Consider the following 13358-nt stretch of genomic DNA (forward strand, 5'->3'; position numbering starts at 1 on the left):
AATCCTGTTTCCTTATAAGTCGAGAGTTTCTTCAAATTCTGTGACTTTATTAATGTCAGGTCCCATAGCGATATTAGTCACGCGCTCGGTAATAATCTCTACGACAACAGGTACGTGAAATTCGTCACGCAAACGCTGGGCTTCTTGTAGTGCAGGTCCAATATCTTGTGGGGTGAATACGCGAATAGCTTTGCACCCTAATCCCTCAACCACAGATTTATGATCAACACCATAACCATTAACTTCTGGGGCATTTATATTTTCGAATGACAACTGGACGCAGTAATCAATATCAAATGCGCGTTGTGATTGACGAATCAAACCAAGGTAAGCGTTATTAAGTAAAATATGGATATATGGAAGATTAAATTGTGCGCCGACGGCTAACTCTTCGATCAAGAATTGAAAATCGTAATCACCGGATATTGCCACAACGGGAACAGTCGGATCTGCTTTCACTGCGCCCAATGCTGCGGGCATTGTCCAGCCTAGTGGTCCTGCCTGGCAGGCATTAATCCAGTGGCGTGGGCGGTAAACATGCAAAAATTGGTTCGCAGCAATTTGCGCCAGACCAATTGTCGAAATATAGCGCGTCTCTGGCCCAAAAACCTTATTCATTTCATGGTACACGCGCTGCGGTTTAATCGGATTGCAGTCAAAGTCTGAGCGGCGGAGCATTGTACGTTTACGCTCGGCACATTCGTCAGCCCAGATACTACGGTCTTTCAGTTCTCCGCGCGACTTCATATCACGGGCAACCTGAATAAATAACGTTAAGGCGCTTTCAGCATCTGAAACAATACCCAGATCCGGCGCAAATATCCGGCCAATTTGCGCTGGCTCGATATCAACATGAATAAATTTGCGGCCTTCTGTATAGGTTTCAATAGCTCCAGTATGACGGTTTGCCCAACGGTTACCGATACCAAAAACAAAATCAGAGGCAAGATAGCTGGCGTTACCATAGCGGTGACCCGCCTGACATCCCATGCGGCCAATCATTAAAGGGTGATCGTCTGATAATGCGCCCCAACCGCGTAAGGTTTGAATGACGGGAACGCCGGTTAACTCAACAAACTCGCGCAACAGTTCGCTCGCTTCGGCATTAATAATGCCGCCTCCAGCAATGATGACTGGTTTTTCTGCACTGTTAAGCATTTTCAATGCACGTTCTGCCTGGGCCAGCGTCGCCTGGGGTTTCCAGGGAGTGAGTGGCTGATAGAGATCGATATCAAACTCAATTTCGGTCATCTGAACATCAAAAGGCAGATCTAAAAGAACAGGGCCGGGACGGCCAGAACGCATTTCCCAAAAGGCTTTCTGAAAAATTCCCGGTAACTGACCCGCTTCGAGAATTGTGCGGGCCATTTTGGTCACTGGCGTGGCGATAGCCTCAATATCGACGGCCTGGAAATCTTCTTTATGAAGTTTTCCTACGGGAGCTTGACCAGTAATGCAGAGAATAGGAATGGAATCCGCAGAGGCAGAATAAAGCCCGGTAATCATATCAGTGCCCGCAGGGCCTGATGTGCCAATGCACACGCCAATATTGCCATCATGGCTGCGGGTGTAACCTTCAGCCATATGCGAGGCGCCCTCAACATGACGGGCCAGAATATGATCAATACCGCCTGATTTTTTCATCGCGGCATAGAGTGGGTTTATTGCTGCGCCGGGTACTCCAAAAGCAACGCTAATGCCTTCTTTTTTCAGTATTTCTACTGCTGCTTCGATTGCACGCATCCTCGCCATACATTATTTCTCCTGATATTTATGCTGATTAGAATAGTCAGTCAATTTTGGAATTTAACGATGAAATATCTTTGAGGAAATAAAATGGCAGAACAAATTTCACTGCATTGTTTCACAGTGAAACAACTCCTATGCCGGTGTTGTTTCAGTTTGAATAATTATAAATATCAAACGCAAAGATTTCAGATGTTGTTGGCAGTTTTAAAATTTATCTAATGTATTATTCGTCTTTTATTGCTTTAACGGTTATTCTTTCTAATGTATGTGTGATTACATTGTTGATAAGGTCTGTTTTTGTAAGGATGTAGACCAGATATTATTGCGTTTGATCAAACTTATTGGCATAGCATTCTGATACAAGTTCTGGAAGTGACTTGAATGGATATTATTATAATGAATAAAGAGTCGTATCATAATGATCTAAAAAATAAATGGAAAATGTTTGTTAAACATGGTTGGGTCGCGACAAATTCGACTAATCATGTGATGCTGAGGTCATGGCAAAAATGTCTCAAGCATTGCGATCCTCGCCACTGGAACACACCTGTCAAAGCTTCCGGACAAACATTGCAGACGATTTTTTCTCGTAACGAAGAGTTTATTAGAATTTCGCAAAGAGTTGTTGAAGACCATTTCACCCTGGCTGGTGACGACCGGCTGGCATTTTTGATCCTTGACCCACACGGCTGGGTTTTATCGTTGAATGCAGCAGACGATTATTCCAGTCAATTGCGAGAGTTAGGAATTGAATCTGGTATGTCATGGGCTGAAGATGGTATTGGCACCAATGTATATAGTCTTTGTCGGGAAACAAATTTATATACGCAATTGGAAGGAGCAGAACATTTTAGTGAGCAGTTGCATTGTTATGCAATGAGTGCAGCTCCGGTTATTGATTATTATGGTAATATCCACGGATACATTGTATGTATAATTGAAACTACAGCCGAGCTTATTAAATTAAAAACATCATATTCATGTGCAACAGAAATTGCTAATTATATCTATATTGAAAATGAACAAAAGTTAATAAACAAAGTACTCTGTCAGCATAACGCTGTGATTGAATGCATGGATGATGGTTTTATTTGTTGGAATAGCCATTCTTTGATTACGATGGTTAATCCTCAGGCGCAAACACTACTGAATATTGATAAAGAAAGTTTAATTGGTCAGAACATCCGAAAAGGTTTCGTATTTCCGCCGATTTTGAATGAGGCGATTACACAACGAAACAAACTATCGCAAAAGCAAATTGTCCTCGAATGCCGTGGTGAATTTATTGAACTGATGGTTACCCTTCGCCCGTTAAGTGATGGCTCGTTTTTGCTTTTTCTTCATCCATTGGACAAAATCAGGAAAATAGCCCAACAGCAAATAAGCACTAACGCAAATTTTACCTTTGACAGTTTACATGCGGTTTCAAGTGGCATGAAACAGGTACTGCTTATCGCTCGTAGGTCAATTAAATCCATCTCTCCGATTTTAATCAATGGCGAAGAAGGTGTGGGAAAATTGAGTCTGGCGATGGCAATACATAATGAGAGTGAGCAACGTGATGGGCCATTTATTTCTGTAGATTGTCAGATGCTATCACCAGAAAATATCTTACACGAACTTCTTGGTTCTGATGTTGGCCCTTCGCCATCGAAATTTGAACTAGCGCATAATGGCACCTTATATCTGGATAAAGTCGAATATCTATCAGGGGAAGTTCAGAGTGTTTTATTGAAAGTATTGAAAACGGGGCTTGTTACTCGCTCAGATAGTCATCGTTTGATTCCTGTACGCTTCCGCCTGATTACATGTACCAGTAGTTCTTTACGTGAGTACGTGCAGCAGGGGGCTTTTAGCCGACAACTATATTATGAGATTTCCATGAATGAAATTGAAATCCCACCATTGCGTAAACGTCGTGAAGATCTCAAGCAAATGATTGACGATATTATTGATAAGTATCAGGAGCGTACCCGAAAGAAAATGACAATCACGCCTGACGCAAATTCAGTTCTGCTTGAGTATCGTTGGCCTGGGAATATTTCTGAGTTCAAAAACCGAATGGAGAAGGTGTTTATTAACTGCAATCGGCTTGTCCTCGGATTAGAGAATATTCCATTAGATATCCGACAAAATAATAGTAGTGGCGACGATGATATTCCTCATCTTACTTCACTGGCAGAACTGGAGATGCAAGCTATTGAGCATACATGTCGGGTCTGCGAATGGAATCTGACTAAAGCTGCTGAAGTATTAAAAATTGGTCGTACAACATTATGGCGTAAGCTTAAAAGCTATAATCTCTATCCAAATGTTGAACATGCAGATTGATGCTTTTCAAATTGAAAAAGCTTTAATATTGCAGTGTTTCATTTTGGTGTGATGGTTGAATTGCATTGAAATATTGTGATGTGCTCCATAAATACCAATGTGGTGATAAGTCAGGGAGACAGAAAATGTGTGTGCACTCCTGAAATAATAAAAAACAGGCAAAGAGAGATGATCTCCTTGTATGTCTGTATTAGCATGATGTTGCTTGTTAATAATTAAAAATATCAACGCGTTTATATAAGCGCGGGGGATTATTTTACTCAATTATTGAATACGGAGATAAAGTATGGAATTTTATCTGGAACCCGCTCGTAATATACCTGTACTGGCAACCACGGAAGTATTAGTTGTTGGTGGTGGTCCATCGGGTATTGCAGCAGCAATGAGTGCCGCTCGTGAGGGCGCAGTAACTATGCTGATTGAGCGTTTCGGCTGTTTCGGCGGTATGATGACGACGGCTGGTGTCGAGTCAATTGCATGGTGGCGTCATGAAAATACAGTGGAGTCAGGTGGACTGGCACGCGAAATAGAAGAAACGGCAAAATCAATGGGGGCGTCCAGCCCTGAGCCGCAATCGAATAGTCAGGCTATTAATGCCGAGCGTTTCAAACTGGTTGCGGATGCAATGCTTGAGCAGGCGGGTGTGCGCCGCGTACTACATATTACCGCCGTTGATGTTATTAAGCAGGGCAATAATTTACTCGGCGTAATAACAGAGAGTAAATCTGGTCGTCAGGCCATTTTGGCGAATGTCATTATTGACTGTACTGGTGATGCCGATATTGCATGGTTTGCCGGAGCGCCATTTATTAAGCGTGAACGTGAAGAGCTGATGTGTATGACAACCGTTTTTAGTTGCGCAAATGTCAATAAAAACGCGTTCATGCAAAATATTAAGAGCACGCAACCTAAATATGGAGACTGGGGGGCGGATGAAGAAAATAAAAACTGGTCTTATGATGTTCATGAATCTTGTCGCGATATGTTTAGCCCTTATCTGGGTAAAGTTTTTGCGAAAGGAAAATCGGCGGGGATTATTCCTGAAGATGTGACGTTAGGCGGTTCCTGGAGTACGGTCACTGAGTATGGTGATGCGAATTACTTGAACGTTGTCAGCATCCCTGCCGTTGATTGTACGGATGTTTTTGACCTGACGCGTGCCGAAATAGAGGGCCGTAAGCAAGCCATGCAGGCGATTGAAGCTTTGCGTCAATTCCAGCCAGGATTTGAACAGGCGCAATTAAAAAATTTCGGTATGACGGTAGGAACAAGAGAATCAAGACATATTCTTGGGCGAACTCAACTGACTGAAAATGATATTTGTAATGAAGGGCGTCATGTTGATTCGATAGGTATATTCCCTGAATTTATAGATGGAAATGGTCATCTTAAATTACCTCTTGAAGCGAACTATTTTCAAATCCCTTATGGCGTAATGATTCCGCAGCAAGTTGAAAACCTGTTGGTTTGCGGACGGGCAATCGATGCAGATAATTTCGCATACGCAACAATCCGTAATATGGGGTGTTGTATTGTCACTGGAGAAGGTGCAGGGACTGCCGCTGCTATTGCCATTAAAAATAACACTACCGTTTCACAGGTAGATATTCAGACGGTACAGGAACGCTTACAGCAAAATGGCGTAAAAGTCTTTTAACAGGGAATAAAGTCATGAGAGAAAAACCCAGTTTTTATGTCGCGCTAACACCGATCATTTTTATGATGATCGTGTTGGTTGTTGGCATCGGTGTTATGGGCTGGCCTGCCAGCGTCTGTTTATTAATTTCAGCGGCGTTTTCCTGCATTATTGCAATGGCTAAGCTGAAATATACCTGGGATGAAATTCAGGGGTTTATTATCGATAAGATTTCGGCGGTGATGGCACCGGTACTTATCGTTATTTTTGTTGGCTTTATGGTCGCGACATGGAGCTATGCAGGTACACTGCCGATGCTGGTTTATTACGGTATGTTACTGGTTGCACCCGCATGGCTTTATGCCATAGCGTTTTTTCTGAACGCAGTATTGTCCTATGTTTCCGGGGCATCATGGGGATCTGTAGCTTCTATTGGTGTTGCATTAATGGGCATCGGTTCCGGCTTACATGCCGATCTTCCAATTCTGGCGGCAGCCATTGTTACCGGGGCTTATTTTGGCGACAAACTCTCACCGTTAAGTGATACCACCAACCTGACTTCTGCAGTAACCAAAACTAAACTTTATGATCTGATTAAATATCTGCTCTGGACGACCATCCCATCAACGATTATTAGTCTGTTGTTTTTCACCTGGCTAGGGATGATTCATACTTCTACGGGGTCTATTTCACCAGAAAGTATGCAGATGCTGGTACAGCTTAAAGAGTTATATAAGTTTGGTCTGTTACCACTGTTGCCTATGCTTATTGTTCTGTGCTTTACCTTTTTGCGTTTGCCTACGGTACCGGCATTATTAAGCAGTGCGTTTGTGGCTGTGCTGGTTGGATGGCTGTATCAAGGTTTCCCGCTGGCAGAAGGTATTAAGGCCACAATGAGTGGTTTCCGTCTGACGATGATCACTGATTCAACGACGCTGTTACCTTCTGTGAAAGAACTGCTCGAACAGGGCGGTCTTAATAACCAGGGCGGATTCCTGTCATTTATTATCTGCGCCATGATGTTTGCTGGCATCCTGACGGGAACAGGAATGATGGATGTCACACTACAAAGTGCGGCAAACAAAATAAAAAGTGCCTTTGGCGCTATTCTGGCAAGCGGTGTTTTAGCGATCATCATTAACTTGCTTACCGGTTCTGATGGTTTGAATAAGATTGTTATTTCCGAATTGATGATGAAGAAATTCGAAGATCTTAATTTATCACCGTTAGTCTTAGCCCGAACGCTGGAAGATTTTGGCACCATGAGCGCGCCAATTATTCCGTGGTCAGCTGCCGGATTGTATATGGCGACGACACTAGGTGTTCCGACGTTTAGTTACTTGCCGTACTGTGTATTCTGTTTCTGCTCGATGATATTTGCGTTGATCTATGCTTCTACAGGTTTCCGTTTACTGCGTTTCAACGAAGAAAAAGCCTGAGTTATTCAAGATAATAAATGCGTTTGCCGGATGGATTAATCACCATCCGGCGCTAATGTCAGAATTCCATTTTCTGCAGAAAACTTTCAGCCAGGTTCAATCTCCAGCCCACGCAGTTCACGCCAGAAACGCTCTGCAACGGGATTCATCCGGAATGCGGGATAACTAATTCGTCCCGATTCAGGACAATGAGCTGCCCGCTGCGAATTTCTTGTTGTATGGCGTACTCCGGTAGCCAGATAATCCACAGCTGTCGAAGGTAAGTTGCTTGAATAATTGGCCCATGAAGAGCCAAAAAGTGCTGAAACGTAACTCGCAGTGGCATGTCAGGGGGCGGTTAATAAATCGCCCCACACAGGAGTTGTAGCGTTGCCTTTGGCGATTAAACAGCTCAACGCCAGTCGCCTGTTCAAGCGTTCGGAACTGCTTATGCAGTTTCAAACGTCCCTTTCACACACGCTTTGCCGTCTTTGACCATCAGTTTGCCGCGAGCGTATACCTGCTCAATACGCAACTGTGGTGTCATCACTAACAGATCCGCGTCATTGCCCGGCAGAATTTCGCCTTTACCGGTCAGGTTGAGGAAACCAGCGACGCTACTGGTGAGTGGACGCAGGGCATCGCTGATACTAAAGCCATAGTCTTTAACCAACACTTGCACGGTTTCCAGCAACGTCTCAAAACCCGCAACACCGATATGCGTTAAATTCCCTTCATCGTCAAAGAACGGCTGACTGCCGTTGCCGTCGGAGCTAAGGGTAACGCGAGCCAGCGGAATACCCGCCTGAACGGCGCGGGCAATACCTTCGGCAGGGGCGACCGGTTCGTCAATGCTGCTGGTGATATCGATGGTGCCGCCTTTGCGCGCGAACTCCAGCGCCTGCTCAAACAACGGAACGTTGCGGTTAACGTGGGTCGGCAGCAACTTGCTGATGGGTACGTCGCAGTTCTCAAGAAGGTCATAGATGGGCTGTAACGCCTTTTTGCTGTCGCCCATGTGGAACACGGTGACGCCAGGTTTACCGCCGAGCAAACCTCCAACGCGGGATTCCGCCGCCATATTGGCCAGATGATAAACATCCGGCGCGGCCGAGCGGTGGTCTGAGATGGCACATTTCACGCCAATCACGCGATCGATAATCGCCACATCTTTTTCCACCGAGCCTGTAATGGTACGGGAAGGCACATGATAAGCACCGGTCAGCATCCAGGCGCTAATGCCTTCTTCATTGAGCGCACGAGTCTTGGCGAGTAAGGATTCCGGGTGGCGAGAGATAGAGTCGGTGCCGAGCAGACCAACCACTGACGTGACGCCCGCTTCTGTCAGACGACTAAGCGCGACTTCCGGCGTGCGTGTAGTGGGGCCAGCTTCGCCGCCGCCGCCAATTAAATGGACGTGTTGATCAATAAAACCTGGGCAGAGGATCTGCCCGCTGAGATCGACAACCGTGCAGTCCGGTACGATGTCAGAAGGGATGTTGCTGGCAACGGCGATAATCTTGCCGTTAGCGACGAGGACATCGCAAATTCCTCGATCTTCCGGCGCATATAAATGCGCTCCCTGCAGCAGGGTAAAACCGGCTGCGGAATAATCAATCATGGTAACTCCTTGTTAAATAATAAGCTGCATAACCAGGTTTGACAGCAACGCGTTAATCACGCCGACGGCAATGATATGCGGGTAGCCTTTGGCATTCACTTTAGCTGTCTCCATGCAGCGATCGACATTTTGCACCGGGTTGCCCATTAAATACATCGCGGGCAGTAAAACGGTGACATCATGGTCGGTTAACACGCCAGCTACAGCATCCCCTTGTTGTGCCATAACAATCCCCATTATGTATGCTTGTGGCGGCTACGTGGAAAAATTACGCTGCGCGGAGAACCTTCCTGTAAGGATTGAGTTGCAGAAAATTCATAAACACAGTGACAATAACGGCTGGTGAGTAAAGGCGGCGAATACAAGGACGAATGCAAAATGGCAAAATACAACGACAAAGAGCTGGCAGAGACGAGCAAGTTTTTAAGTTTTGTCCTCCGACATAAACCGGAGGCGATTGGCATCGTGCTGGACCGTGAAGGATGGGCGGATATCGATAAGCTCATACTCTGTGCACAAAAAGCTGGCAAGCGGTTAACCCGCGCATTACTGGATACTGTGGTCGCCACCAGCGATAAGAAGCGCTTTAGTTATTCCAGTGATGGTACGTGTATTCGCGCCGTTCAGGGGCATTCGACTTCGCAGGTCGCCATTGCCTTCATCGAAAAAACACCGCCACAATTTCTCTACCACGGTACGGCAAGCCGTTTTCTTGAGGCGATAAAAAAACAGGGGCTGATTGCAGGGGAGCGTCATCATGTGCATCTCTCTGCTGATGAAGCAACGGCCCGCAAAGTTGGGGCAAGACACGGTTCGCCGGTTATCTTAACCGTCAAAGCACAGGAAATGGCGAAACGAGGGATCCCTTTCTGGCAAGCGGAAAACGGGGTCTGGCTGACATCAATGGTTGAGGTTGAGTTTCTTGAGTGGTAAGGGAAACAGCCCTCATGAAGTGACCACTTGTAGCTTAAATAATTGCACTGTGCTGATAAGCGCAGCAATAAACAACGCCGCCGCGCCGCAGAGAGTGGCGCTGGCAAGCGTCGATGTCCCATTGCCAAGCATACTGGTTAGCGCCGGGCCGAGGATTTGCCCAATGCCGTAAATGAGCGTCACAAAGCCTAAAAGATTGAGATTTCCCGGTACGCTCAGTTGGCGGGCGATAGTCATCACCAGAGATGTCGTACCCATAAAGGTACCGCCAAAACCGATACTACTGATGATAAGCAAGAGAGGCGAGTCGCTGGCGAGAGTAAGCAGCACACAGATAGCCTGTACCATTAAATTCGCCGTCAGGCAGGGTAATGCTCCCCAACGTTTTGCTGCCCATAGCCAGCCAAAGCAACCAGGCACAATTGATAAGCCGACTAACGTCCAGAGATGGGCGGTTAACAATGGTGAGCCTGCATCTTTCGCCATGAGCGGCAGGTAAGTCGCGACGATGATATAACCAAATCCCGCCAGGCCGTACAGAATAGCCAGTAACCACCAGCTCATTATCTGTTGCTCCGTTTTTGCCAATGGCGTTGGCGCGACGGTGTGTTTTTTCGAGGGCATTAAAAGCGTAAGTGCAATCAGCATCATGCCAGAAAGCGCCCCGGCGCCTTGCCATAACGTTTGCGAGGAGAGGGCAAAATGCAGGCCTGCCAGAACATATTCATTGCCCAGCGCGATGCCAATGCCAACGCCAGAAAACAAAGCTGCCAGCACAAAAGGATGGCGCGTGTGCTGCATAATCAGCGTCGAACCAAAAATCAGCATTCCAGCGCTGGCGACACCCGCCAGGAAGCGAATCAATAACACCAGGATAAATGACGGCAACCATGCCATTGCGAGGATCAACAATCCGCTCGCCAGGGCAGAAGCCAACAGAAATGGGCGCAGACGCGACGGCTGGTGAAATGCGCCAAACGAAAATAGCAGACTGCCAGCCAGATACCCCGCATAGTTGCCGCTGGCAATCCACGAGAGCTGGCTAAATGAAAACGCCCCTTCCGCCATCATGACGGGCAACATAGGTGTATAAAGGAAGCGACCTAATCCCATACCTAAGGTCAGAACCAGCATCCCGAAAAGCGCGGTGCTGAAAGAAAAGCGTTCTACGGGATGCGAGGACGGGGGCATGTTTAACCTTGTTTGTATTTTTAGCAATTAACAAGTTAATAACAAAAAAGTGAAACATGCCAGCCTGCTAATGTGATTATTTAGGGGTAAAGCGATAAAAATGATTTGGTTCGCTAACGATATAAATATTACCAGAGGCATCCATCGCAACCCCTTCGGCCTGTTTGATGTTATGTGAAAGGCCATACTTGCCTTTGGTTAACGACATTTCGCCGATCACGTCTCCTGTTACGGTTACTTCCTGGAGTGCGCGTGATTCATGAGACAACACCAACAAGCTATTTTTTTGTGGGTTAAAATCTGCGCCAGAAACATCATCTAAATTAAACTGCTGCTGTAATGTCTGGTCTTTGCTGATGTGTAATTCATCGTTACGCAACAGCCCGCTCACTTTGTAGACCTCGATCGGATTTTTCTCTTTAAAAAACCAGAAAGTTTGATCGGCAGGAGAATAGGCCAGCCCTTCAAAACCACAATTGGTCGGGGTTTCCTGCAGCGGGATTTTTATTTTTTTGAGGATTTTTACTTCCGAGTTGGCATTAAGTGAAATCACATAAATGGCATAATCGCGCTCATCGCTAATGACAAACTGATTATCGCCAATGTATTCGATCGTCTCGAGATCCTTAACAAAATCCAGAGGAATAGTGCGGATCAAATCGCCATTGGTGGTCATTTCAACAATGGCGGCAGGTTTGTTGATAGTGCTAAACAGGGTATTGCTCTGTGCCGACCAGGTCAGCGAGGAGATATTATTCGTTACGCCTGCAATTTCTTTGCCGTCAATGGTGGCGTGGTAATTCTGAAATGATGCTGCATGATTGCTTTTACGGGCGCAAGATTGCACGAAGAAAGTACACACTGCCACAATGGCAAAAAGAATCACAATAACGGAGATGCGTTTACTTAATGAAATACTTTTTGTCACGGTAATCCCTTTAAGGCAAATCAATAAGATATCGGGAAGTATACGTAGCGATCTTAATAAATCCTTAACGCCGTTCGGCTGTTGCATTACATGAACAGGTTTAAACGCCGCCATGTATTCCTACATTTTCTTTTTGCTGTCGCAGATAGCTTCACTGACCACCAGATCAGAAAAATAGAAGTAGGGGCATTATCGGTTTTGCTGAAACTGTAGCTGCTTTTCTCAGTTCGCCCCTGGCATAATTTTTATCGCTTCCTAAAAATTGCTGAAGGGTAGCAAGGCCGGGATCTGCGACAACAAATACAAAATCAGACCAATACAACCGCCGACTAGTGTGCCGTTAACACGGATAAACTGGAGGTCCTTGCCAATATTTAACTCGATCTGCCGCGACATATCGCGCGCATCCCAGCTTTTTACCGTATCGCTGATGTGGCGAGTCAGGAATGCCGAAAACTCTGGCGCGACGCGGTGTGCGGCCTGTTCCAGATGACCATTTAACGAGGCGCGCAGGGCATCATCGGCAATTAACGTCTCGCCAAACCACTGTCCTGCACGAGCAATACGTTCTTTCACGCGAGAATCGTCGCTGTTGATATCCGCTTTCAGCCATTCCCGTAAATCCCCCCACAATTCACCAAGATAGCGGTTAAATGCTTCATCTTCTTTCAGATAACTTTTCACGGCATCGGCCCGTGCCGCCATTTCCGGATCGTTTTTCAATTTATCGATCAGCGCGAAGGTAGCGCGATCAAACGCATGGCGGATCTGATGTGCGCGATCGCGGCTGATATCATCAAGCAAAGAATTCACGGCGTCAGAAACCAACTCCGCGCTATGTTCGCCCAGCCATTCAGTGGGCAAAATTTTTGCTTTCAGCGGATGCTCGCTCTCCAGCCAGCGGACGATCTGCTGGGCGATAAACTTGCGCGATTTGTCTCGTTGCAGCAGGGCGATCAGTTGTGCGATTAACGTATCGAGCAGCACCTGATGACGATCGTTTTTGGTCATGCTCTCCAGCATCAGTGCACTGGTGCCGGAAAGATCCACTTTATCGATCGCCTTATGCACCGCACGCTTAAGCAGACGTTGAATACGCGCATCATCGGTCAGTTCGAGAAAACCACTCATGATCTGCAACAGATGCTGTCCAACGCGACGGGCGTTTTCCGGCTGACTAAACCAGTTGCCAATTAACAACGCCGGTTCATGACGCCGGATTAGCGCTACCAGCGATTGAGTATCGAGAAATTTTTCCTGCACGAACTGGCCGAGATTTTCGCCAATCCGGTCTTTATTACGCGGAATAATCGCCGTATGGCGAGAAATAATCGGTATCGGCACGCGGCGAAACAGCGCCACCACCGCAAACCAGTCCGCCAGCGCGCCGACCATCGCCGCTTCGGCAATCGCCTTCACGCCGCTCACCCAAAAGTTGGGCGGCAAAAACAGCGTAACGATAAAAGTCGCGGCAGCAACGAGCAGCAAAGAGAGCGCCAGCATTTTGGCGCGTCGGAGTTCAATGATTTTATTCATATCGTAAGAATAGAG

At 46.4% G+C, this 13358-nt stretch carries 9 protein-coding genes and 3 pseudogenes; 4 read left to right on the forward strand and 8 right to left on the reverse strand.

The genetic code is table 11. From position 1 onward, the window contains the following. Nucleotides 1–12: 12 nt before the first annotated feature. Nucleotides 13–1752, reverse strand: a complete 1740-nt coding sequence (gene gcl, locus D9734_RS00830) for a glyoxylate carboligase (RefSeq protein ID WP_130204686.1) — start codon at nucleotides 1750–1752, stop codon at nucleotides 13–15. Nucleotides 1753–2145: 393 nt separating this feature from the next. Here gcl and dhaR point away from each other — a divergent pair, with 393 nt between their 5' ends. The 3 genes from dhaR to nhaC all read left to right on the forward strand — a co-directional run bounded on the left by dhaR (nucleotide 2146) and on the right by nhaC (nucleotide 7155). Then, entirely contained in the window at nucleotides 2146–4080 is a 1935-nt protein-coding gene (gene dhaR / locus D9734_RS00835; RefSeq protein WP_130205054.1) for a dihydroxyacetone kinase operon transcriptional regulator DhaR, read from the forward strand. A gap of 286 nt (nucleotides 4081–4366) precedes the next feature. Next, entirely contained in the window at nucleotides 4367–5737 is a 1371-nt protein-coding gene (ibeA, locus tag D9734_RS00845) for a putative intracellular survival FAD-dependent oxidoreductase IbeA (RefSeq protein ID WP_130204690.1), read from the forward strand. A 14-nt stretch (nucleotides 5738–5751) separates the two neighbouring features. Continuing rightward, nucleotides 5752–7155, forward strand: coding sequence for a Na+/H+ antiporter NhaC (nhaC, locus tag D9734_RS00850; protein ID WP_130204692.1), 1404 nt, complete (start codon nucleotides 5752–5754; stop codon nucleotides 7153–7155). A gap of 86 nt (nucleotides 7156–7241) precedes the next feature. On the opposite strand, the pseudogene D9734_RS23440 reads toward nhaC, so the two are convergent. The 3 genes and pseudogenes from D9734_RS23440 to D9734_RS00865 form a co-directional block, all read right to left on the reverse strand. After that, nucleotides 7242–7518: pseudogene (locus D9734_RS23440) on the reverse strand (LysR family transcriptional regulator); the annotation flags it as partial. Nucleotides 7519–7582: 64 nt separating this feature from the next. Beyond that, the gene (gene iadA, locus D9734_RS00860; protein ID WP_130204694.1) at nucleotides 7583–8755 is read right to left on the reverse strand and encodes a beta-aspartyl-peptidase; all 1173 of its coding nucleotides are present in this window, start codon (nucleotides 8753–8755) and stop codon (nucleotides 7583–7585) included. 12 nt (nucleotides 8756–8767) lie between these two features. After that, nucleotides 8768–8962 (reverse strand): annotated as a pseudogene (locus D9734_RS00865) (hypothetical protein); the annotation flags it as partial. 171 nt (nucleotides 8963–9133) lie between these two features. Between D9734_RS00865 and kptA the strand changes: the two are divergent. After that, on the forward strand, nucleotides 9134–9688 hold the full coding sequence (kptA, locus tag D9734_RS00870; RefSeq protein WP_130204700.1) for an RNA 2'-phosphotransferase: 555 nt from the start codon (nucleotides 9134–9136) through the stop codon (nucleotides 9686–9688). Between the two features lie 12 nt (nucleotides 9689–9700). Here the strand turns inward: kptA and D9734_RS00875 are convergent, their stop codons facing one another. The 4 genes and pseudogenes from D9734_RS00875 to D9734_RS00885 form a co-directional block, all read right to left on the reverse strand. After that, nucleotides 9701–10879, reverse strand: coding sequence for an MFS transporter (locus D9734_RS00875; protein WP_130204702.1), 1179 nt, complete (start codon nucleotides 10877–10879; stop codon nucleotides 9701–9703). A gap of 76 nt (nucleotides 10880–10955) precedes the next feature. Beyond that, nucleotides 10956–11807: a YjiK family protein gene (locus D9734_RS00880; RefSeq protein WP_130204704.1), complete on the reverse strand. Its 852-nt coding sequence runs from the start codon at nucleotides 11805–11807 to the stop codon at nucleotides 10956–10958. Nucleotides 11808–11867: 60 nt separating this feature from the next. Further along, a pseudogene (locus D9734_RS23445) lies at nucleotides 11868–12028 on the reverse strand (2-hydroxyacyl-CoA dehydratase); the annotation flags it as partial. Nucleotides 12029–12062: 34 nt separating this feature from the next. Further along, nucleotides 12063–13343: a DUF445 domain-containing protein gene (locus D9734_RS00885; protein ID WP_130204706.1), complete on the reverse strand. Its 1281-nt coding sequence runs from the start codon at nucleotides 13341–13343 to the stop codon at nucleotides 12063–12065. Between the last annotated feature and the right edge of the window lie 15 nt (nucleotides 13344–13358).

Source organism: Escherichia sp. E14S1 (assembly GCF_004211995.1).
Lineage (GTDB): Bacteria > Pseudomonadota > Gammaproteobacteria > Enterobacterales > Enterobacteriaceae > Escherichia.